The following is a 22,177-nucleotide window of genomic DNA, read 5'->3' on the forward strand; positions in this document are numbered from 1 at the left end:
TTTCTATAGAATATCCTTTGAGCTACTCAATAGATAAGTTATGGTAAAATCAATTTAAATTAATATCTTAATAGTATTAAAGGCAGGGTTTAATTGTTGTTCTATTTTTCTCGAAGCATACTTTTGTTTCTGCTGATGACACTATTGCTTCATGCATCAATTTGGAATATGCCTTATGCCAAAGAAGAGGTTAAAAACAATACACTTTTTACTCTCTTTACCTCACCACCAAAACACTTTGACCCAGTACGTTCCTATAGTGCCAATGAATGGATATTTTTGGGGCAAATCTATGAGCCACCACTGCAGTATAATTACTTAAAACGTCCTTACACACTAGAGCCTTTGACATTAACATCTCTGCCAGAAGTACTGTATTTAGATAAAAATATGTCTGTAGTTAATACGCAAGAGAAGAGGGTAGCCTATACTCGCTATCGCTTTTCTCTTAGAGATGACATAAGGTACTATCCGCATGCAGCTTTTGTGAAAGACCATAAGGGAAGACTACTTTATGGTAGGCTAAATGAAGTACAGCTTTCAAGTGTTAAATCAGTCAAAGACTTCCCAAAGCAAAAGAGTCGATTACTATTGGCAGAAGATTATGTGTATGCCATTAAACGTATGGCAGTCAGGCAGTATCATTCTCCTATTCTTGATACAATGGCACAGTATATTGTTGGGTTGAAACAGTTTTCTCAAAAGATCACAAAAATTGCTAAGCAGATGTATCAAGCAAAGAAGAGACTTGATCTTCGAAACTATGATGTCGAAGGTATCAGGGTGATAGATGGACACACTTTTGAAATTACTATTAAGGGAAAATACCCACAGTTTCTCTACTGGATGAGCATGAACTTTTTTGCCCCTATTCCTTGGGAGGTTGACCTCTTCTATCAGCAGGATGGTTTGAGGAAAAAAAATATCTCCTTAGATACTGCGCCGGTAGGAACAGGAGCATATTGCTTGGTAGAGAATAATCCCAATCAGAAGATAGTGCTTGGAAAAAACCCACTCTTTCATAAGGAATACTATCCATCATTGACTCCTGAAGAGATTAATTCGTCAGGAGTTTCTGTATCATTTTTGGATGATGCAGGAAAACTGTTACCCTTTATTGATAAAGCAGTCTATACACTAGAGAAAGAGAGTATTCCCTTATGGAATAAGTTTTTGCAGGGCTACTATGATGCTTCAAGTATTAGTTCTGAAGTATTTGATCAGGCAGTACAGATAGGTTCTTCTGGCAATATGGGGTTAAGCAAGGAGATGAAAGCCAAGGGTATACAGATGCAAGGAACGGTACAGCCCTCTGTTTTCTATATGGCATTTAACATGGTTGATTCTGTAGTAGGCGGATACAGTGAAGCAGCAAAGAAACTACGCCAAGCGATCAGTATTGCCCAAGATCAAGAGGAGTATATCTCTATCTTTATGAATGAGCGTGGTGTTCCAGCACAAGGCCCTATTCCTCCAGGAATATTTGGATATGAAAAAGATATAAAGGGAACCAATTTTGTAGTGTATGATTGGGTAGATGGTAAACGAGTAAGAAAAAGTATTACAATAGCCAAAAAGCTACTTGCTGAAGCAGGCTATCCTAATGGTATTAGCACAGAAACAGGTAAGCGCCTCAAGCTCTATTATGATACGACTGCAATAGGTCCAGATGATAGAGCACTTATGGATTGGCGACGAAAGCAGTTTGAAAAATTGGGGATTGAACTGGTGATACGTGCAACGGATTATAATCGTTTTCAGGAGAAGGTACGTGAAGGTAGGGTGCAGATATTTAGTTGGGGCTGGAATGCAGACTATCCGGACCCTGAGAATTTTCTCTTTTTGCTTTATGGTCCCAATGCAACTGTCGATACAGGTGGCGTAGGAATCAATAGTGCAAACTACAAAAACCCATCTTTTGACCACCTTTTTGATGAGATAAAGACTATGGAAAACACCACAAAACGCTTAGAAAAGATAGAACAGATGTTACAGATTGTACGAGAAGATGCACCATGGGTTTGGGGTTTCTATCCCAAGTCACTTACACTGATGCATGAATGGTATAAGAATGTCTTTCCTCATGCCATGGCAAACAATACACTCAAATATAAGCGTATTGACCCTAAGAATCGGGTAGAAAAACAACAGCAGTGGAATCAGCCAATTACAGCACCACTCTACGGGTTTATTGTAATATTGCTACTTTTTTTTATTGGACTTTATAGGGCTTATCGAAAACAGCAGCATATAGTAATCAAAAAGGAGAAGATGTAAATGTTTGCATATATCATACGGCGTATCTTCTATGCCATCCCCATTCTTATTGGAGTAAACCTTATTACTTTTATACTCTTTTTTATGGTCAATACTCCTGATGATATGGCTCGTACACAGTTGAATGCCAAGCAGGTAACTCCACAGATGATAAAATCGTGGAAAGAGGAGCGAGGATATGATAAGCCACTCTTTTATAATAGAAAACTAGAAGGAGTAGAGAGGTTTACTGACACACTCTTCTTCCATGAGTCGTTGAAGCTTTTTACTTTTGATTTTGGACGATCTGATGCTAATCGTGATATTGGTGAAGATATTAAGATGCGTATGGGTCCTTCGCTATACATTGCTGTTCCAACATTTCTGATTGCGCTCATTACCAATATCTCACTTGCACTATTGCTTGTTTTATTTCGTGGATCGGTATTTGATGCATCTATGATGGTAATTGCGGTGATGATTATGTCGGTTTCTGGACTTTTCTATATTATTGCTGGTCAGGTACTCTTTTCTAAAATCTGGCATTGGGTACCCATTTCGGGTTACGAAGATGATTGGGGCGGCATAAAATTTATTATTCTGCCAGTCATGATTGGTATTTTTGCTGGATTGGGAGCAGGAGTGCGCTGGTATCGTTCAATTTTTCTTGAACAGATAAATCAGGACTATGTGCGTACCGCTAGGGCTAAGGGGCTTTCTGAGTTGCACGTACTTTTTGGACATGTATTGCGAAATGGAATGCTTCCCATTTTGACAGGTGTGGTAGTGATAATTCCTTCTTTATTTATGGGTAGTCTCATTATGGAGTCTTTCTTTGGCATACCAGGTCTTGGTTCTTACACTATTGACGCAATCAATGCACAGGATTTTTCCATTGTAAAAGCAATGGTCTTTTTGGGCTCAGTACTTTATATTACAGGGCTCATTTTGACCGATATCTCTTACACACTTTTTGACCCAAGGGTGAAACTATGAGACTTGCTTTATTGTGGACTGATATGTTGGTGTGGCTACTTGTTGTTATGGTTGGTGTATGGGGATGGAAGCTTTCACGTTTGGTAGAGGTAAGGCAAAAATGGTATGCTATTTTCCATTCCAAGATTGCTATGGCATCAGCAATCACACTTATTTTCTATATATTTTTTACACTGCTTGATTCTGTGCACTTTAAAGTGACAAAGGTGGAGCAACATAAGGGGATATATACAGGAGAGATTATTTCACTTCTTGATATAGCGATGATACATCAAAAATCTTACAGTGAGCGTACATACTCTGCACCCTTTGCAACCACAGAGTATGCCAAATCAATTATTGTAGGAAAGGATGGAGTAAGCAGACAGGAGAATTTACCACTTAGATATGTTTCCATGGAAGATCCATGGAAAAAGACTATTCCTGTATTGGAGATGGGTGTATTGTTTTCTATAATAGTCATATTATTGCATCTTCTTTGGACAAAAGAGGGTAGTCTCAAAGAGCATATCAGGGTTGTATGGCAGGGAGAGACAGTATTGCCATGGCGAACTGGGTATGGTATTTTTTCACTTTTTGTTATTGTCTTAACGTGGCTCTATATCATGAGTTTCTCCTACCATGTTCTAGGTACAGACAAGGTAGGTGGTGATGTGCTGTACGCTTCATTGAAAAGTATACGTACAGGGGTTCTTATTGGCATCTTGACTACACTGGTAATGCTACCACTTGCTATTTTTCTTGGAGTAAGTGCTGGGTACTTTAGGGGATGGGTAGATGACCTTATTCAGTACCTTTATACTACACTTAGTTCCATTCCTGGGGTATTGCTTATTGCTGCTGGGGTATTGATGATGCAGGTGATGATGGAAAATCATACCGACTGGTTTGCCTCGACCGTAGAGCGTTCTGACTTACGACTACTCTTTCTTATTTTTATTCTTGGTATGACTAGCTGGACAGGACTCTGTCGTCTTTTGCGTGCAGAGACACTGCGCATCTCGCAAATGGACTATGTTACTGCTGCTAAAGCTTTTGGGGTAAGTAGATGGTATATTATGGTGCGGCATATTGTGCCTAACCTTATGCATATTGTTCTTATATCAGTAGTATTGGATTTTTCAGGCTTAGTACTTTCTGAGGCGGTACTCTCTTATGTGGGGATTGGGGTTGATCCGACAATGTACAGTTGGGGAAATATGATTAACCAAGCAAGGTTAGAGATGGCAAGAGAACCGATGGTTTGGTGGTCGCTCTTCTCCTCTTTTATATTTATGTTCATCTTGGTGCTTGCAGCCAATCTATTATCGGATAGAGTACAACATGTACTTGACCCAAGAAATAGATTATAAGATTTTAGCGATCAATGATTGTTTCATCTGCATCAGAACCAGAGATGGGATTATCACGATAATCTCTTTCAGACGATATTTTGTCTGATGGACCATTCCCTATGATGATTGGTATGGCAAAGTTTTTAATATCTGGGCTAGGTCGATTGGTTTGTACTTCAATATAGAGTCGAATATAGTACAAAGCATCCTTGTTGCTTGAAGCATCAACAGTAATAGGGAAATGTAACCCATAGGTATCATTTTGTTTTAATGTAAATTGCTTCCTCCGTTCAAATGTTTTTGGAGGAGATAAAGCTTCATCAAACGAGATATTAACTACTATATTTTCTTCTTCTACAGTATTGTCGACAAAGAACTGTATATCAATATCACCTTGCGCACCTGGTTCCATAGAGACTGGTATTGTGTAGCGAATACCAATAGACGCACTCATAGGACTTGAGGTGTCAACAATGGTCTTTGAGACAGTATTAGAACCTCCACATGCAATTAAAAAGAGTACAATTAAAAAGAGTGTTATACGTACAATATATTTGATTAAGAACAATATGGACCCCCTTAAAATTTACTTCATAAATTAAATATACTAAACATCATACTTTATTATATCTTAATCTCTAGTTTTTTAATGGTAGAGAATAAATTATAAGATCTTTTTTAGGGATTAGCAGTCTCCTCTTCAACTTCATTGGAAATACAGACATGCTTACCATTTTTACTAATAACTTTACACCATCCTGTATCTCCTGTATCATATCTTCCTACGCCAAATGGCACAACAAAACTATAAAAAAATCCAGAAGAATTTTTAATATCAAGACGTATATAATATAGACCGTCCGTATCAGATGTGGCAGTAAAATGTAATTGATGGGTACCATTTTGTTTTAGCGTAAACTGCTGTTTGGTGAGACTAAGTTGAAGTGTTCCTGTAGTAGATAGGTCTTCATCAATCTGAAGTTCAACCGTCATGTTTTCTTCTGTATTTTTTTCTATATAAAAATTGGGAAAAATTTGAATATCAATATTGCCATACATACCTGGTTTTGTAGAAGCTGGTACTGTATAGTTAATATAGATAGGCGTATTCATTTTTGTATTGGTGCTCATGGCAATCATGCCATTTCTATTATTCGAGGAATTATCCATATTTCCACATGCAGATGAAAATAGTATAAACAACAAGAATAGTGTGCGTATGATATATGTGGTTGAAAGTAACATAAAGTAATCCTTTATTATAAATTGTTAAGTTACTATACTGTGTTCAATTTTCTTGACATTGACTAGTAACCTTTTTAAAAATCAAAATGTAGTACCCGCTTGGTCGATAATCTTCTCTTCGGCATTAGAGCTTGAGATGGGATTATCACGATAGTCTCTTTCAAGCGGTGCTTTATTTGATGGACCATCTCCTGAAATGATTGGTACGGCAAAGGACATAAAACCTTGATTTTTAATTTTAGCAAGAAGGTGAATATGATGTAAAGCATTTCTGTCACTCGAAGGATCAACAATAATATTAAAATGTAGCTTATAAACACGATTTGGATTCAATGTAAAATATTGTTTAGGTTGAAATGTTCCTGAAATAAATAGACCTTCATCAAGTGAGATATCAACTACCATATTCCCATCTGTAATCTCGGTAAAAAGTTGAATATCAACATCGACTCGCATACCTGGTTCTATGGGATTTGATAGTGCATAGGTGATATCAATAGGTGTACCAGTTTTATGGTAGGTGCCTATGGTGGTACCTGTTATTGTTTTGGGTGTATATATTTTTTCTAGAAATGCCACAAGCATGAAAGTGCCTACAATCATCCCTAATGCAATTAGTTTTTGTTTCATAATTTCTCCATTTTTTATCGTATAGTAATATTATATGTTCCGCTTGAAGGATTGTAATAGTGTCCTAGGTCTATAAGATAACTACCTCGTTTAAAAAAGTGTTCAATACGTACTTGACTTGAAGAGCTTGTTTTTCCGACTATATATTTGAGCGAAGGTGTTATTTGGTAAAGGGTAATACCTAGACTATCACGATTTGAACCGTTGACCGTAATAGTATAATTACCATTTGTATTAATTTTGAATCGTATATAGCGACGGTTACCAAGTTTATTAGGGGTGCCATAACTTATACTAGTAGATACCCCCCTTGCACTTTGGTTATGCGATGATCCAGTAGTTTTGGTATAAGGATAACTGTTTTTATGATTGGTACGCTTGGCACCATCAAGACCACCAAAAATATCAGTAATGCGTGCAATACTTTCATGTCTAACAATAGTATCAATGGCAGTTGCATCATCAGGTCTGGCTTTCTTGAGCAAGGTAATAAAAGAGAAGATACTAGTGAATGCGCCAACATTTTTTTCTGCCCCTGTCATCACTTGATGAATTGGACCAAACCCTAAAGAAAGTGTATCAAACGATTCGTCGGTGCCACTGTCATATAAGTCATAAAGAATACCTTGTATTGAACTTTCGTTGAACCATCCAGGGTTTCTTATTGAGCTACGATCAATATTTACACTAAAGCCTCTTGATTGTTGTGATCCTGATGTATCATAGTAAACTGGGTCATTTAGAGCCATAGCAGAAAAGGCATTGCCCCATCCTTCACCAAAAGCAAGACGAATATCTAACATCTGTCCAAAACCATGACTACCCCCAATACTATCAGAACGAGAGAATTGATCTTCATAATAGTGTCCCCACTCATGGGCAATGACATGATCATCGTATTCATCTGTATCGTGATCGGCATCTCCAAGAATATATAGTTGACCACCATAATAAGAAGAAGTACCAATCTGACCAAGACTAATGGATCCCGAAGCTGCAACATTATTTACAGACCAATTTACTTTCAAAAAAGGGAATGATATTGTTGGGTCGGCAGAAAGTACAAGTTGCATACAAGTATAAATAGTATCAAGCATAGCAAAAGGTGCTGCAGCTCTTTTTGAACTGTAGCTGTCTCCATCCCACCCTGAAGGGATATTTAGATTTCTTATTTGAGATGATGTTCCAATATGAGCCAATGAACCATCTGAGACATAAAGTGCATCACCTCTGGTGTTATCCACAACCTGAACATGCCAATTTTGTTGGTAATTTTTGTATAGTTTTGCCAATACACGCACCTTAATATCAGTATTTTCAGGCACTGTCGCACTATATCTTCCATTATTATCAGTTATGGTTGTTGCAACAGGTCGACCTTCTTTATTAAGGAGCTGTACAACAGTACCACGCACTGGTTTTCGGGATATATTGTCATAATCAAGCCCTCTGGCTGACCCTGGTACAAAATCATAGGTAACTGTACCACTGATTTCTACTACAGGACCTTTATTATCTTGGTTTTGAGGAGTCTTGGTTTCATTAATCCCTTCTCCACATGCAGATAAAAAGAATATAAGTAATGAGAAAACTATATATATGTTATATTTTACGTTAAATGGCATATAAATATCCTTGTTATTACAATTAAATATAAAAACTATACTAGCTTTATCATAAAAATTTAATTAAAAAAGTGTAATATGATTATTCAATTATAAAATATAAATAGATAGCACGGGATATAGATTTATCAAAAAACTATTGATAATATATTATAATTTGGTTATGAAAACAGTAATTTTAGAGATACAAGATTTGTCTCTTGGTACCAAAAATAGAAGTATAGTCTCCCATGTTTCTTTACAGGCTAGACAAGGAGAGGTTTTTGCACTTATTGGAGAAAGTGGTAGTGGAAAATCACTTACCTCTTTGGCAATCATGCGGCTACTGCCACAAGCAATAAAAGTTTTAGGTGGAGATGTGTTACTTGGAGGTAAATCACTTTTTGCATTGCCCGAATATGCGATGCAAAAAATACGTGGAAAACATATTGCAATGATTTTTCAAGAACCAATGTCAGCACTCAATCCAGTGATAACCATTGGAGAGCAGGTGGCGGAAGTACTCAAATTACATTTAAGGCTCAGTAGCAAGGAGGCAAAAGAGCGGGTAATCTCACTTTTTGAAGAGGTAGCATTGCCTGACGCTACAAAACGATATGACTGGTATCCTCATCAGCTTTCTGGTGGACAGAAACAGCGGGTAATGATTGCTATGGCACTAGCATGTGAGCCAGAGTTGCTTATTGCCGATGAACCAACCACTGCACTTGATGTGACTACACAAGCACAAATACTTTCTCTTTTGAACAAGATTAAAAAAGAGCGTCAACTTTCTATGATTTTTATTACCCACGATATGGCAGTGGTTGCACAAGTAGCAGATAGGATTGCAGTAATGCATGGTGGAGAGATTGTTGAAGAGGCAGACCGTGAGCACTTTTTTTCCTCCCCAGTGCACCCTTATACAAAAAAGCTACTACAAGATACAATAGGAGAAAAAGAAAGCAGGGAGTATGGAGTAGGAGAGAGGCTGCTTAAAATCAATAATCTTAAGGTCTATTTTCCTATTAAAAAAGGATTTTTTCAGCGTACAACTAGGTATATTAAGGCGGTAGATAGAGTGACACTTGCTATTTCTAAAGGTAAAACTCTTGCACTTGTGGGAGAGTCTGGTAGTGGAAAGAGTACTTTGGGACAGGCAATTCTTTCTCTGGTACCAATTACTGCAGGCTGTATCCATTACAAGGGTATAGATTTAACTATGCTTTCAGATAGAAAGAAGCAACATTACAGACAGAAGATACAGGTAATTTTTCAAGATCCTTTTTCTGCGCTTAACCCACGTATGAACATTGCGGAGATACTTAGAGAAGGTATGGAAAGTTTACAAGTTGGTCCTAAAAAGAGAGAAACACAAGATATCTACATGAAGCAACTTTTAAAATCGGTAGAGATGGATCCCGAGATGATCTATCGTTATCCACATGAATTTTCTGGTGGACAACGACAACGTATTGGTATTGCGAGAGCATTGGCAGTTGAGCCCGAACTAATTATTTGTGATGAGCCAACCTCTGCACTTGATGTTTCGATACGATTAGAGATACTTTCATTACTAAGAAAGCTTCAGGCTGAAAGGGGAGTATCGTATCTGTTTATTACTCATGATCTCTCTATTGTCTCCTCTATTGCCGATGAAGTAGCGGTGATGAAGGAGGGGAAGATTGTTGAACAAGGAACAGTAGATCAGGTGATGCAGAAGCCAAAACATGCTTATACACAGACCTTACTTTCGTCAGTACCGACATTGATACAAAAGAGAAGATATGACCATACTATTTGATTTAGATGGTACATTAATTGATTCAACCGAAGCAATATTGGAGAGTTTTGAGGTGGCACTAAGTGCATTTGGTGAAGTGTTACCTGATGAAGCATCTATTAAGGCGGAGATAGGGCATCCTCTTGATATAATGTTTCGAACATTGGGTGTCTCAGAAGAAAAGGTATGGGAGCATGTATCTGTTTATAAAGAACACTATCAAATGGTTGCCAATACAAAAACAGTGTTGTTGCCTAGTGCACATGAAGCAATTGTGTTGGCAAAATTGCATGCAACACTTGGCATTGTGACAACAAAGACAGCAGCATATTCTAAAGAGATGCTAGAGCATATGGGAATCATGCAATACTTTGATTTACTTATTGGTAGAGAGGATGTAACTCACCCCAAACCCCATCCTGAACCAATTTTAAAAGCTATATCAAAGTTAAATGCTGATAAAAAGAGGTGTTGGATGATTGGTGATACATCCATGGATATTCTTGCAGCAGAGGCAGCACAGATACAGAGTATTGCAGTTACATGTGGATATGTTTCGTATAGAGAGTTATCACAATATACATCAAATCTTTCACCAAATGCACTTGAAGCTGTGAAGATTATCATCGTATCATAATATGAAGTTAAAAAAAATGTAATTTCAAGCACAATTTAAGAGTGTCATCATTACAATGGGATACATTTAGTATTTTGGGTATATATTCAAACTACTTAACCACGATAGAGGAGAAATCATGATAGAGATCAGATGGCACAGCCGTGCAGGTCAAGGTGCTGTTACCGGTGCAAAGAGTTTGGGTGATATTGTTGCTACTACAGGCAAAGAGGTTCAGGCTTTTGCACTTTACGGTTCAGCAAAAAGAGGAGCAGCACTGAGAGCATATAATAGGATTGATGATAGCCCTATTATTACACACGAGAAGTTTATGTACCCAGACTATGTTTTGATTATAGATCCAGCACTGGCAATGACAGATGATATTACTATGAATGATAAAGAGACGACAAAATACATTATTACGACACACATGAGTAAAGAAGATGTCATAAAAGAGATTCCTGCACTTCAGGGCAAGGAGGCGAGAGTATTTGTTGTAGATTGTATTCAGATTTCTCTTGATACAATTGGAAGATCTATTCCAAATGCCCCAATGCTTGGTGCATTTGTTAAGATTTCTGGAATGTTTGAATTGGACTATTTTCTTGAGAATATGAAGAGGGTTCTTTCAAAATTTCCACAGAAGATTATTGATGGAAATATGCAAGCAATCACTAGAGCGTATAACGAAGTTAAGTAGGAGAAGCAATAATGCAAGATTTAAATTTATGTGCAACAGAAAAAAGAGGTCTTCACAAGCTGGAAGCTGGTAAAAACTTAATAGGATGGGATGAGGTAGTACAGGGAAGCGTTCTTACTTCGTTTGAGGGAGATGCTTCTAGCGTTGCCCATCTAAAACAAGAAGAGAGAGACTATTCACACTTTAACTCTTACACAGCGACAGTTGCTTCGTGGAGAGTGAAAAAGCCAGTATTTAATATTGATGTTTGTATTGATTGTCAGAACTGTTGGGTTTGGTGTCCAGACTCTTCAATTATCTCTAGAGATAAGCAGATGCTTGGAATTGATTATGACCACTGCAAAGGATGCGAAGTATGCGTAGAGGTATGTCCAACTAACCCAAAATCGCTTTTAATGTTTAGTGAGCAAGAAGACCTTGAGAACGCGCTATCTCAGTGGCCAGAAAAAAAGAAAAAAGAAAAGAAATAAGGGACTGTTATGGCAGAAAAATTTGATTTACAAGAGAGAGAAGTTTGGGATGGGAACTATGCTGCTTCTCAAGCAATGAGACAAGCAAAGGTTGACGTAATGGCTGCCTATCCCATTACACCATCTACACCGATTGTTGAAAACTATGGAGCCTATGTAGCTAATGGTTATATTGATGGCGAATTTGTTATGGTAGAGTCTGAGCATGCGGCAATGTCTGCATGTGTTGGTGCGTCTGCAGCAGGCGGTCGTGTGGCAACTGCAACCTCTTCACAAGGATTTGCATTGATGGTAGAGGTATTGTATCAAGCATCAGGCATGAGATTACCTATTGTACTGAATGTTGTTAACCGAGCATTGGCCTCTCCGCTAAATGTACGAGGTGATCATGCTGATATGTATTTGGGATTGGATGCAGGGTGGATACAGTTTGGTGCCTTTAATGCTCAAGAGGCCTATGACCTCGCACTTTGTGCATTCAAGATTGGAGAGAATCACGATGTAAGACTTCCTGTTATGGTACATCAAGATGGGTTTATTACTTCTCATACAGCACAAAATGTTTATCCACTTACAGACAAAGTTGCTTACAGTTTTGTAGGTGATATTGATCCAGTAGATGATATGTTGGATTTTTCCAGACCAGTTACATATGGTGCACAGACAGAAGAAGATTGGCACTTTGAACACAAGGCAAAACAACATAAAGCAATTATAGACTCCGTTCCTGTTATTGAAGAGGTATTTTCTGAATTTGAAAAAATAAGTGGTAGAAAATATAAACGTGTAGAGAGTTACATGATGGAAGATGCTGAGGTAGCAATTGTAGCACTTGGTACGACAGTAGAAACTTCTCGAGTGGCTGCAATGAAAATGAGAGAGCAAGGGATAAAGGCAGGTGTTGTTGCACCAAGGGTCTTTAGACCATTTCCATTTAATCTCATTAGGGAGGCACTTGAAAATGTAAAATCAGTTGCAGTACTGGACCGCTCAAGTCCAGGTGGTGCGATGGGCGCACTCTTTAACGAAATATCTGCAGCACTTTATACAACACCAAAAAGACCACTTGTAACTAACTATATTTATGGTCTTGGTGGACGTGACTTTGCTGTTCAGGATGCGATTGACATCTATCACGATCAGAAAGCAAATGCCGATGTGGGTCATATTACAACAGATATTCAGCAGTTCTCGGGTCTTAGGGGTCCGAAGCTTGGATTTTTTCAGACTAAAAGGAGTTAATGATGGCAATTACATCAGTTAAAAACCTAAAAGAATTTTCAACAGCAAATGATCGTTTTGAGGGAGCACATACACTCTGCCCTGGGTGTGCACACTCCATGATTGTAAGAGAGCTTATGAATTGTACCGATGATAATTTAGTTGTAACAGCCAATACAGGATGCCTTGAAGTTTCAACTGCGGTCTATCCGTTTACTTCATGGGATACTTCATGGATACATATTGGATTTGAAAATGCTGCATCTGCTGCTAGTGGTGCAGAAGCAATGTATAAAGCACGTAAGAAAAGAGGTACCCTTAAAGATGATAAGCCAGTTAAGTTTGTATCTTTTGGTGGCGATGGTTCAACCTATGATATTGGTTTTCAGTGGATGTCTGGTGCATTTGAAAGAGGACATGACTTCACCTATATCTGTCTTGACAACGAGAACTATGCAAATACTGGAGGACAACGATCTTCTGCAACACCGATTGGTGCAACTACTTCTACTGCACAAGCAGGTTCACACTCTTATGGTAAGAAAGAAAAGAAGAAAGATATTGTAGCAATCATGGCAGCACATGGTGCACCATATGTTGCACAGCTTGCTCCAAATAAGTGGAAGTCTATGGCAAAAGGGTTTCAGAAAGCACTTGAAACTGAAGGACCATGTTTTATTAATACAGTTTCCCCATGTTGTACTGAGTGGCGTTTTGATCCAAAAGATACTATCAATATCACTGATTTAGCAACAGATTCTTTAATGTTCCCAATCTATGAGATTGTTGATGGTCATGAATTAAATATTCTCTATAGACCAAAAAATATTCTCAAAGTTGAGGATTACCTTGCAGCTCAGGGGCGCTACAAACATCTCTTTAAGCCTGAGTATAGACATGTTATTGATGAGATTCAGAAAAATATTGATGAGTATTGGGAGATGCTACAGCGAAGAGAAGAGGCACGCATATAAAAGTTAGTTTCAAATAACCTCTCTTTGCATCGATCGACTTTGTACTATTTTTGGTCATATACCAATAGGTTACTCTTGTATTTATGTCGATCGAATCAATCTTCATTCTCCATTTTTCTATCATTCATTTAAAAAATTATCAAAAAGGAAATATTATGCCATTATTAGACAGTTTTACTGTTAATCACGTTAAGATGATTGCACCGGCAGTAAGAGTTGCAAAAATAATGTATTCTCCTAGTGGGGATCTTGTAACCGTATATGATTTACGATTTTGTGTACCCAACCAAGAACAATTATCTGCTAAAGGAATTCATACGTTAGAACATCTTTTTGCAGGATTCATGAGAGATCACCTAAATGATGAAATAACAGAAATTATTGATCTTTCTCCTATGGGATGCCGAACGGGATTTTATATGTCAGTACTAGGAAAACCAAAAGCAAAAAAAGTTGCAAAGGCATGGAAAAGAGCAATGAAAGATGTATTGAGCGTAAAGAGAGAGTCGGATATACCTGAACTTAATCTTTACCAATGTGGTAGCTATAAAATGCACTCTCTTGATGAGGCAAAACATATTGCAAATAATGTACTGCAAAAGAAAATAGGAAAGATAAGTAATAAGAAAATTATATTAAGTCAAGCAGAGCTGAAAAAAATTTCTAAAGAGGGAAATATATGCTGATTTGGGTACCAGTATCGAGTGATAATGGCTTAAATTCAAAGATTACACCACAAATAAAAGTAAGAAAATGGGCACTTATTGATTTTGATGCTGGAGAGATACGCTCAATACACTTTTATAATAGGAGAGAAGAAGCCAATGAGGTATGGATTGATTTTGTCATTCTTGTTAATAAGTATGAAAACTATCTCGATTTTATGGATGAAGGGATGATGGTACTTGTGGTTCGTAAAGAGGAGACACTTGAAGATATCATCAATGCGTTCAAGTTCAAAGAGCTTGATGAAATAGGGTTGTAGTGTGGGTGCTTTTCTTCATTAAAATAATGATATATAATGAAACTTTACGCAAAGAGAAAGAGACTATTATCACAAAAGACGGTAGTATAACGCTCTATTCTAAAGAATTTAATGAATCCTACCATTCTCCTAAAGATGGAGCACTTCATGAGAGCCTCCAAAAGCATGTTTTGCCTGCTTTTGATTTTCACCAAGATACAGTTGCTACCCAACTAACTATTCTTGATATATGTTACGGACTTGGTTACAACACACTTGCAACCCTTTATTATGTCAAAAAGAATAACCTTGATATCAAATTGCACATCATCTCTCCAGAGTTTGATGCAGCACTAGTACATTCACTTAAAGATTTTGATTACCCAAGTGAGTTTGATGACTTCAGGTCTATTATCGAAGCCATCAGTGAAAATTTTTATTATGAAGATGAGCAGTTCAAGATTGAAGTTTTGATTGGTGATGCACGTCAAATTGTCCCCTCTCTTCATGAAGATGATATTCAATTTAATATTATATACCAAGATGCATTTTCCCCTAAGGTAAACCCTCTACTTTGGACTTATGAATGGTTTGCTGATATTAAGAGACTCTGCGGGAATGCTATTGTGCTGACAACCTATTCAACAGCAACAGTAACCCGTATGGGATTACATGAGAATAATTTTGTACTTCACTATTTTGAAGCACCTCATACTCGCCGATCACTTATTGCTTCTTTACAACGGATTGAAAGCCTAGAGTGGATTGATATGATGTTGAAGATTGAGCGAAATCCAAATGGAAGGAGCCTAAGAGATGATGAAATTCAGTAACTCATCTGTATGGCATCAATCTCTTTCCATTCCGTTTGTTCTTTATTTTTGTGTGTCAGTATATGGTTAATATATCGTGCAAATAGGTCAGTTTCAATATTGACATTTGTACCTATTTTATAGGTTTTTATTAGAGTTTTTTCTAATGTATGAGGTATGATAGTTAATCTAAAACTATCGGTATAGACATCATTGATCGTTAAAGAGATACCATCAATGGTGATAGACCCTTTGGGGACAATATAGACAATATATTTTGGGTTAACTTTGATAATGAAATCTGTACCATTTTCTCTTTTTGTGATGTACTTTACTGTACCAATAGCATCAATATGTCCTTGCACAATATGCCCTTCAAATCGGTTGTTTATCTGCATGGCAGGTTCAATATGTACTTTTCCACTGAACTTTTCAGAAGGTACAATATTGCGTGTTTCATCTGCTACTTCCAAATCAAACCCATCAAAGTTAACCTTGATTACTGTTAGACAAACCCCGTTGATAGCAATGGAGTCACCAAGTTTTGCTTTGTGTTTTGACTGTATGGTGAGGATGTTGTTTTGATAGTGCTTGACAGTAGCAATTTCGCGGATAAGTCCAGTGAACATAATGCCTCAATTTATTTGGATATAATTCACTTAATTATAGCAGAAAAGCGTTGAGTAGAGCTTGTTTCACGACCCATCGCTTTTTTAAAACGGAATTAAAAATGAAATATGATGTTATTGTTATTGGTGGTGGACATGCAGGTATAGAGGCAGCACTTGCTTCTGCACGTATGGGCACAAAGACACTAATGATTACTATACTAGTAGAGCAAATAGGAGCAAGTTCATGCAATCCTGCTATTGGTGGACTTGCTAAAGGGCATTTAGTGCGTGAGATCGATGCATTAGGTGGAGAAATGGGTCTTTGTACTGATAAGACAGGCATACAGTTTCGTACACTCAATGCTTCTAAAGGACCAGCAGTTCGTGGAACTCGTGCACAGATTGATATGGATAATTATCGCGAGTATATGCGTACGGTTGTGCTCAATACAGATAATCTTGACATAAAGCAAGAGATTGCCGATGGTTTAATTATTGAAGGAGGAACGATAAAAGGGGTTACTACGCAACTTGGAAACCGCTATTTTTCTTCTAAGGTTATTATTACAGCAGGTACTTTTCTTAATGGTTTGATTCATATTGGAGAAAAGCAACAGAAAGCTGGAAGACAAGGAGAGTTTTCTTCAGTTGAATTGGCGGAGTACTTGCGAGATCTGGGACTTAATATTGGCCGTCTTAAAACGGGTACTTGTGCACGTATTGATGCAAAGAGCATAGATATTTCAGTCATGGAGGTACAGCCAGGGGACACACCTGCTCCACCATTTTCTTTTAGAACAGATAGGAAAACATTTAACCCTAAACAGCTACCATGCTATGTAACCTATACCAATGAAAAGACTCATGAAATTATTGAGAGTAATTTTTATAGAGCACCCATGTTCAGTGGACAGATAGAAGGAGTGGGGCCACGCTACTGTCCAAGCATAGAAGATAAGATTAATCGTTTTAGAGACAGACCACGCCATCAAATATTTGTTGAGCCACAAACAATGGACGAAACAGAGTATTATATTAATGGTATGAGCACCTCTTTGCCCACCGACGTACAGCTAGAGATGGTACGTTCTGTTAAGGGAATGGAGAATGCTAAGATTGTCCGTTATGGTTATGCAATTGAGTATGATTATATTGATCCGCTGGAACTAAGGCATACGCTAGAGGTTAAAAAAATAGATGGACTCTATGCTGCTGGACAGATAAATGGCACAACGGGCTATGAAGAGGCTGCTGCTCAGGGGTTTATTGCTGGGGTAAATGCTGCCCTCTCTGTTAAAGGCGAAGAGCCATTTGTTTTGAGACATGATGAGGCCTATATTGGTGTTTTAATTAATGATTTGGTTACCAAGGGAACCAAAGAGCCTTACCGTATGTTTACCAGCCGCGCAGAGTATAGACTATTGTTGCGTGAAGACAATGCCGATAGACGACTGCTACCACATGCTAAACGTTTGGGGCTTCTTGATACGGCATATTTAACGAAAGTTGAGGTAAGAGATATAGCAATTAACGAGGCAATGCAATTTCTTGAAGAGAATTATGCTACTCCAACCAAGGAATTTCTTACTAAACTTGACCAGATTGGTGCACAAAAGATTAATGACAAGACACTTTGGGTCGATGTCATTGCACGTGGGGATTTTGATAGAGAAAAATTGGTCACTCTTTTACCAGAGTTTGATAAATATGATAATGAAGTAATGGAGCAAATCCTCATTGAGGCAAAGTATTACCGTTACATCGAGAAACAGGCTCAACAGATTGCACAGATGAAAGATATGCTCAAGATCAAGATTCCAAAAGAGTTTGATTTTACTAAAGTACAAGGGTTAAGCAATGAGGTTGTCGAGAAGCTTCAGCGGGTGACACCAAATACACTTTTTGCAGCATCTCAGATAAGTGGGGTAACACCAGCAGCACTAGAGATTATCCATATCTATATTAAAATGGCACAGAAAGGAAAATAATACCTTTCCCATTATCTATCCTGCGAATAAAAGAAATATATAATATAAGGAAAAAAGATGTTGTACTACTATGCAAATACTGGACATAAGGTAGGACTGGAAAGAGTTAGACGTTGTATGGCAGTAATGAAAAAATTTTCAAAGCAAGATATTGAAATGCAGATACTTGTCAATGATTTTCGTGCAGGTGTAGCGATGAAAGAAGAGCAAGGACTTAAAGAATATGTCACAATTGAAACCATACAGGATATTGATGCAATTGCCACAATGGGGGATAGTATTATTATTGACTCTAATGAAGATGATCACGGTAGATTGGTAAAATATATGAGTGATTTTAAACAGGTATGGCGTTTTGCACATGACTATAAAGATAGGAGTGTACATGGTGAAACACTTTTGTGTTCAGAATGTGGAGAGAATGCTGCTATTGTTGATGAATACTATTTTAAGCATCACCCTAAAAAGGAGAGGGTACTCCTTTTTTTAAGAGACCATGATCATCAAAAAATCCTATTGAGTCACGATACCTTTTTTCAGTCTCTTAATATGGAGTTATTGTTGGGACACTATTTTTTTGTCAAATATGAGGATGAATTAGCAAAACGATTTTCAGTACTACATGAACCTGAGACATATATGGAGTTGATTTCTCAAAGCAGTACGCTGGTAACTGCTTCGTCTCAAGCTGCACTTGAAGCAAGAGTAGCTGGTGCAAAGGTAGTCTTTTTAAAGCTAAAGGAAGAGATACCGCTCTATCCGGTAGAATTATTATATAGGTATGGTGTGGAGATTGTGACAGAATTAAATACTAACACACTTCAGACAGCTTTAAAGAATGCAACATCAGAAAGATTGACTAAACTTACACCTTTTGATGAATCAGAATTACTGAAATATTTCTAATATCTTAAGATAAGGATAATCAAGATTATACTTATCTTCGTTTACCTAGGATAATATTCGCCTAGAATGTCTTAATTTCTAATATAAATAATATTTTCTTAATATTTTTTTCCTATAATAAATAGTTTAAATTACTAATAAGAAAGGAAATTGTTATGGCTAACAACAATAAAGATCGTAGAGACTTTATGGGGATGGCATTAGGTGGCTTTACGGCACTTGGTGGTGTTGGTGCGCTATATGCCATGAAATGTACATGGGATGTGCTACCAAGTGTTAAGACAGCAGGATTTACGACATTAAATATGAAAGACTATAAAGAGAATGAGTTGGTAGTAGAAAAATGGAGAGGAAAACCTATTTTTGTACTCAAGCAGTCTCCAGAGATGGTTGAAAAATTAAAAAAAGAGAAGCCAGACGACCTAAAAAGACTCATTAAGGTGGGCAATGGATACTATACTGTATGTATAGGACTCTGTACACATCTTGGTTGTATTCCTGGTTTTCGTCCTGAAACAAGTGACTTTCTTTGTGCATGTCATGGAGGACAGTACGATGTTACAGCCCAGGTGACCAAAGCACCACCACCCAGAGGACTAGATGTTCCTCCTTTTAAAATAGAAGGTGAGAAGTTGGTGCTTGGCGAAGAGGGACCAGAATACAAAAAGATGCTTGAAGATGGCATCACGATTCAGGCATAAGGAGAAATAAATGGCACATTTTGATGAAAATGTAAGACCATTCAGTAATGAATGGCTCAATGAAAGACTCGCGATTGATAAACTTAAGTGTGTACTCTCTACAGAATATTGGATTCCAAAGAATATCAATTTTCTTTGGGCAATGGGTATGGTATTGGCTGCAACATTTGCTCTTTTACTGATTTCTGGAATTTTTTTGCTGATGTATTATCAGCCAACTACAGAGTTGGCATTTGATTCAGTCAACTATACAATTATGTCTGAAGTGCAGTATGGATGGCTCTGGAGGCATATTCATGGTGTAGGTGCATCGGTTGTTTTTCTGATTATCTATATTCATATGTTTACTGGTATCTACTATGGCTCCTACAAAAGAGGAAGAGAGATTATTTGGCTTTCAGGAATGCTTCTTTTTGTACTTTTCTCCGCAGAAGCCTTTTCAGGTTATATGCTTCCATGGGGACAGATGAGTTACTGGGCAGGTATGGTTATTACTAACCTCTTCTCTGGTGGATCATTGCATGCAAATGCTTTGGTAGAATGGATTAGAGGAGACTATGTTCCTGGACAAGCATTCTTGAGTAGGTTTTTTATGTTACATGTGTTATTGGTGCCATTGGCAATTATAGGTGTGATTGTATTGCATTTTGGTGCACTGAGAATCCCTCATGTAAATAATCAAGATGGTGAAATATTTGATTTCGATGAGTCGGCTGAGCTTTACAAGGCAGGTAAAATCAAAGAGTCCAAAGTTATTCCATTCAAACCAGTATTTTTAAGTAAAGATATTTTTGTAATAGGTGTCTATTTTATACTCTTCTTCTATTTGGTATTTTATCATTTTGAGTTTGCAATGGATCCAGTTAACTTTGATCCAGCAGATTCACTAAAGACACCGACACACATTTACCCTGAGTGGTATTTCCTGTGGAGCTATGAAGTGCTTAGACCATTTTCAACAGATACAGGCCTTGTTGCATTTGGATTTGCGCAGGTGATTTTCTTTCTTCTTCCATTCCTTGATAGAAGTCCCAATGTGGCACCTGCAAGTAGACGGGGACTTTTTAAGTACTGGTTTTGGGCACTTTTAATTGATATGATTATGTTGACCTTTATGGGAAAATTGCCTCCAGAAGGCATATGGAGCACAATTGGTTTTGTTGCGGCATCAATTTTCATTGCCTTATGGGTTGCATTTCCTATCATTACGGCAACAGAAAAGAAATTATAAGGAGTAAAAGTCATGAAAGAATTAAAAATACTAGGAGTTGTAATTGTCTTTACTCTTACCCTTTATTGGGGTGTGGAACCATTTGCGCACTCTCAAATGCATAAGCATGTAGAGGGGAATGGATTTACATATAGTGACTTCAAGCCAGTACCAAAAGGTAACGTACAAAAAGGCGAAACACTTGCTGCTTCTTGTGCAGGGTGTCATTCAATCAAAGTGAAGAATATACCTGCACCAATGGATCCAGTGATGTCTGCACAGGCATATGGTGTCAATCCTCCTGACTTGAGTCTTGCAGGAAAAGTGTTAGATGAGAAATTCTTTACACATTTTCTTCTTAATCCTGAAAAAGTAACAAAAGATAGACACTTTACAATGCCTCCAAGTGCTGATAATATTCAGGATGCGGCTGATATTGTAGCCTATTTTAAGTCTATTGCGCCCAAAGAGTCAACACCTAAAGAGGTATATGAGTTTGCTTGTGGAAGATGTCATGCTAACCGTTATGGTAAGTGGACACAGATTGGTGATGTTCCCAAGACTAAGTCTAATATTAAAACAGGTGTAGACCTTGCCGCACTTGACTTTGAAAAGAAATTAGGTGAGTATCAGAATAAACTGGCTGATCATATGGGTAAATTGCCACCAGATCTCTCTATTATCATTAGAGCAAGAAGTAAGCATTTCCTTGAGACATTTATTGAAGATCCTCAATTACAGCTTCCAGGTACGATAATGCCAAAACTCGGACTCAAAAAAGAGGCAGTTGAAGAGGTGTTTGCATACCTTGAAGAGACAGGTGACCCAAGTAAGCCCAAAAGAGAAGCATTAGGATCTTGGGTACTACTTTTCTTCTTTGCCTTTACTGTGTTAGCATATTTATGGAAAAAATCTATGTGGAGAGATTGTCACTAATTCTTTTGTGATATCTTTTCCACCTTTAGATAATGTGAGTATAGAGAGGATTGGCTTAACTAACCCAAGCAAGTCTCTCTTGCTCTGGATACTTAAATCTCTACAGTAAACTACTGCAAAGTTTATATTCTTCGGTTCTACAAAGATTGATATATGCCATTTTTTTCAATAGATTTTTTATAAAGAAGAAAGTTTTTTTAGGGAAGTTTAGGCAGAA

General features: G+C 37.5%; 22 protein-coding genes. 17 read left to right on the forward strand and 5 right to left on the reverse strand.

All coding sequences use genetic code 11. The features are described from left to right. Positions 1-123: 123 nt before the first annotated feature. Genes LGB01_04520 through LGB01_04530 form a run of 3 tightly spaced genes read left to right on the forward strand, consistent with a single transcriptional unit; the run spans position 124 to position 4,604 of the window. The gene (locus LGB01_04520) at positions 124-2,277 is read left to right on the forward strand and encodes an ABC transporter substrate-binding protein (GenBank protein MCB4753462.1); all 2,154 of its coding nucleotides are present in this window, start codon (positions 124-126) and stop codon (positions 2,275-2,277) included. Further along, the gene (locus LGB01_04525) at positions 2,278-3,252 is read left to right on the forward strand and encodes an ABC transporter permease (GenBank protein ID MCB4753463.1); all 975 of its coding nucleotides are present in this window, start codon (positions 2,278-2,280) and stop codon (positions 3,250-3,252) included. Further along, positions 3,249-4,604, forward strand: a complete 1,356-nt coding sequence (locus LGB01_04530) for an ABC transporter permease (protein MCB4753464.1) — start codon at positions 3,249-3,251, stop codon at positions 4,602-4,604. Before LGB01_04525 ends, LGB01_04530 begins: the two co-directional genes overlap by 4 nt. A gap of 4 nt (positions 4,605-4,608) precedes the next feature. Here LGB01_04530 and LGB01_04535 read toward each other — a convergent pair whose 3' ends face one another. The 4 genes from LGB01_04535 to LGB01_04550 form a co-directional block, all read right to left on the reverse strand. Next, positions 4,609-5,154, reverse strand: a complete 546-nt coding sequence (locus LGB01_04535; protein ID MCB4753465.1) for a hypothetical protein — start codon at positions 5,152-5,154, stop codon at positions 4,609-4,611. 110 nt (positions 5,155-5,264) lie between these two features. Then, positions 5,265-5,756, reverse strand: coding sequence for a hypothetical protein (locus LGB01_04540; GenBank protein MCB4753466.1), 492 nt, complete (start codon positions 5,754-5,756; stop codon positions 5,265-5,267). A gap of 156 nt (positions 5,757-5,912) precedes the next feature. Beyond that, complete coding sequence (locus tag LGB01_04545) at positions 5,913-6,461, reverse strand: hypothetical protein (protein ID MCB4753467.1); 549 nt, start codon at positions 6,459-6,461, stop codon at positions 5,913-5,915. A gap of 14 nt (positions 6,462-6,475) precedes the next feature. Next, positions 6,476-8,086 carry a hypothetical protein gene (locus LGB01_04550; protein MCB4753468.1) on the reverse strand — a complete coding sequence of 537 codons (1,611 nt, stop codon included), beginning with the start codon at positions 8,084-8,086 and terminating at the stop codon, positions 6,476-6,478. 163 nt (positions 8,087-8,249) lie between these two features. Between LGB01_04550 and LGB01_04555 the strand changes: the two genes are divergently transcribed. The 9 genes from LGB01_04555 to LGB01_04595 all read left to right on the forward strand — a co-directional run bounded on the left by LGB01_04555 (position 8,250) and on the right by LGB01_04595 (position 15,629). Continuing rightward, on the forward strand, positions 8,250-9,869 hold the full coding sequence (locus LGB01_04555) for an ABC transporter ATP-binding protein (protein ID MCB4753469.1): 1,620 nt from the start codon (positions 8,250-8,252) through the stop codon (positions 9,867-9,869). After that, on the forward strand, positions 9,853-10,485 hold the full coding sequence (locus tag LGB01_04560; protein MCB4753470.1) for an HAD family hydrolase: 633 nt from the start codon (positions 9,853-9,855) through the stop codon (positions 10,483-10,485). The genes LGB01_04555 and LGB01_04560 overlap by 17 nt, the downstream gene beginning before the upstream one ends. 118 nt (positions 10,486-10,603) lie before the next feature. Beyond that, positions 10,604-11,167 carry a pyruvate flavodoxin oxidoreductase subunit gamma gene (locus LGB01_04565; GenBank protein MCB4753471.1) on the forward strand — a complete coding sequence of 188 codons (564 nt, stop codon included), beginning with the start codon at positions 10,604-10,606 and terminating at the stop codon, positions 11,165-11,167. Between the two features lie 11 nt (positions 11,168-11,178). Further along, complete coding sequence (locus LGB01_04570; protein ID MCB4753472.1) at positions 11,179-11,637, forward strand: 4Fe-4S dicluster domain-containing protein; 459 nt, start codon at positions 11,179-11,181, stop codon at positions 11,635-11,637. 9 nt (positions 11,638-11,646) lie between these two features. Beyond that, on the forward strand, positions 11,647-12,879 hold the full coding sequence (locus LGB01_04575; protein ID MCB4753473.1) for a 2-oxoacid:ferredoxin oxidoreductase subunit alpha: 1,233 nt from the start codon (positions 11,647-11,649) through the stop codon (positions 12,877-12,879). 2 nt (positions 12,880-12,881) lie between these two features. Further along, the gene (locus LGB01_04580) at positions 12,882-13,832 is read left to right on the forward strand and encodes a thiamine pyrophosphate-dependent enzyme (GenBank protein MCB4753474.1); all 951 of its coding nucleotides are present in this window, start codon (positions 12,882-12,884) and stop codon (positions 13,830-13,832) included. A 155-nt stretch (positions 13,833-13,987) separates the two neighbouring features. Beyond that, a complete protein-coding gene (gene luxS, locus LGB01_04585; protein ID MCB4753475.1) occupies positions 13,988-14,518 on the forward strand; it encodes an S-ribosylhomocysteine lyase in 531 nt (176 codons plus the stop codon). Further along, entirely contained in the window at positions 14,512-14,817 is a 306-nt protein-coding gene (locus LGB01_04590) for a hypothetical protein (protein ID MCB4753476.1), read from the forward strand. Before luxS ends, LGB01_04590 begins: the two co-directional genes overlap by 7 nt. 26 nt (positions 14,818-14,843) lie before the next feature. Beyond that, positions 14,844-15,629, forward strand: a complete 786-nt coding sequence (locus LGB01_04595) for a hypothetical protein (GenBank protein MCB4753477.1) — start codon at positions 14,844-14,846, stop codon at positions 15,627-15,629. On the opposite strand, the gene ribE is transcribed toward LGB01_04595, so the two are convergent. After that, a complete protein-coding gene (gene ribE / locus LGB01_04600; protein MCB4753478.1) occupies positions 15,623-16,237 on the reverse strand; it encodes a riboflavin synthase in 615 nt (204 codons plus the stop codon). The two genes, LGB01_04595 and ribE, sit on opposite strands and share 7 nt — an antisense overlap. Before the next feature lie 101 nt (positions 16,238-16,338). On the opposite strand from ribE, the gene mnmG reads away from it, so the two are divergent. From mnmG to LGB01_04625, 5 genes are all read left to right on the forward strand, one after another. Beyond that, on the forward strand, positions 16,339-18,207 hold the full coding sequence (mnmG, locus tag LGB01_04605) for a tRNA uridine-5-carboxymethylaminomethyl(34) synthesis enzyme MnmG (GenBank protein MCB4753479.1): 1,869 nt from the start codon (positions 16,339-16,341) through the stop codon (positions 18,205-18,207). 57 nt (positions 18,208-18,264) lie between these two features. Further along, positions 18,265-19,113 carry a hypothetical protein gene (locus LGB01_04610; GenBank protein ID MCB4753480.1) on the forward strand — a complete coding sequence of 283 codons (849 nt, stop codon included), beginning with the start codon at positions 18,265-18,267 and terminating at the stop codon, positions 19,111-19,113. 155 nt (positions 19,114-19,268) lie between these two features. Next, positions 19,269-19,814 carry a ubiquinol-cytochrome c reductase iron-sulfur subunit gene (gene petA / locus LGB01_04615; protein MCB4753481.1) on the forward strand — a complete coding sequence of 182 codons (546 nt, stop codon included), beginning with the start codon at positions 19,269-19,271 and terminating at the stop codon, positions 19,812-19,814. A 10-nt stretch (positions 19,815-19,824) separates the two neighbouring features. Further along, on the forward strand, positions 19,825-21,045 hold the full coding sequence (locus tag LGB01_04620) for a cytochrome bc complex cytochrome b subunit (protein ID MCB4753482.1): 1,221 nt from the start codon (positions 19,825-19,827) through the stop codon (positions 21,043-21,045). 12 nt (positions 21,046-21,057) lie between these two features. Beyond that, positions 21,058-21,960: a c-type cytochrome gene (locus tag LGB01_04625; protein ID MCB4753483.1), complete on the forward strand. Its 903-nt coding sequence runs from the start codon at positions 21,058-21,060 to the stop codon at positions 21,958-21,960. Positions 21,961-22,177: the final 217 nt, after the last annotated feature.

It is taken from the genome of Sulfurovum sp. (assembly GCA_020525365.1).
In the GTDB taxonomy this organism is placed as follows: Bacteria; Campylobacterota; Campylobacteria; order Campylobacterales; family Sulfurovaceae; genus Sulfurovum.

Bases quoted from the DNA above. Each gene is read 5' to 3' on its own strand.
- mnmG (MCB4753479.1), top strand. From the start codon at position 16,339: ATGAAATATGATGTTATTGTTATTGGTGGTGGACATGCAGGTATAGAG.
- LGB01_04545 (MCB4753467.1), bottom strand. From the start codon at position 6,461: ATGAAACAAAAACTAATTGCATTAGGGATGATTGTAGGCACTTTCATG.
- LGB01_04595 (MCB4753477.1), top strand. From the start codon at position 14,844: ATGATATATAATGAAACTTTACGCAAAGAGAAAGAGACTATTATCACA.
- LGB01_04610 (MCB4753480.1), top strand. From the start codon at position 18,265: ATGTTGTACTACTATGCAAATACTGGACATAAGGTAGGACTGGAAAGA.
- LGB01_04530 (MCB4753464.1), top strand. From the start codon at position 3,249: ATGAGACTTGCTTTATTGTGGACTGATATGTTGGTGTGGCTACTTGTT.
- LGB01_04580 (MCB4753474.1), top strand. From the start codon at position 12,882: ATGGCAATTACATCAGTTAAAAACCTAAAAGAATTTTCAACAGCAAAT.
- LGB01_04560 (MCB4753470.1), top strand. From the start codon at position 9,853: ATGACCATACTATTTGATTTAGATGGTACATTAATTGATTCAACCGAA.
- LGB01_04570 (MCB4753472.1), top strand. From the start codon at position 11,179: ATGCAAGATTTAAATTTATGTGCAACAGAAAAAAGAGGTCTTCACAAG.
- LGB01_04590 (MCB4753476.1), top strand. From the start codon at position 14,512: ATGCTGATTTGGGTACCAGTATCGAGTGATAATGGCTTAAATTCAAAG.
- LGB01_04540 (MCB4753466.1), bottom strand. From the start codon at position 5,756: ATGGATAATTCCTCGAATAATAGAAATGGCATGATTGCCATGAGCACC.
- luxS (MCB4753475.1), top strand. From the start codon at position 13,988: ATGCCATTATTAGACAGTTTTACTGTTAATCACGTTAAGATGATTGCA.
- LGB01_04550 (MCB4753468.1), bottom strand. From the start codon at position 8,086: ATGCCATTTAACGTAAAATATAACATATATATAGTTTTCTCATTACTT.
- petA (MCB4753481.1), top strand. From the start codon at position 19,269: ATGGCTAACAACAATAAAGATCGTAGAGACTTTATGGGGATGGCATTA.
- LGB01_04625 (MCB4753483.1), top strand. From the start codon at position 21,058: ATGAAAGAATTAAAAATACTAGGAGTTGTAATTGTCTTTACTCTTACC.
- LGB01_04565 (MCB4753471.1), top strand. From the start codon at position 10,604: ATGATAGAGATCAGATGGCACAGCCGTGCAGGTCAAGGTGCTGTTACC.
- LGB01_04575 (MCB4753473.1), top strand. From the start codon at position 11,647: ATGGCAGAAAAATTTGATTTACAAGAGAGAGAAGTTTGGGATGGGAAC.
- ribE (MCB4753478.1), bottom strand. From the start codon at position 16,237: ATGTTCACTGGACTTATCCGCGAAATTGCTACTGTCAAGCACTATCAA.
- LGB01_04555 (MCB4753469.1), top strand. From the start codon at position 8,250: ATGAAAACAGTAATTTTAGAGATACAAGATTTGTCTCTTGGTACCAAA.
- LGB01_04620 (MCB4753482.1), top strand. From the start codon at position 19,825: ATGGCACATTTTGATGAAAATGTAAGACCATTCAGTAATGAATGGCTC.
- LGB01_04525 (MCB4753463.1), top strand. From the start codon at position 2,278: ATGTTTGCATATATCATACGGCGTATCTTCTATGCCATCCCCATTCTT.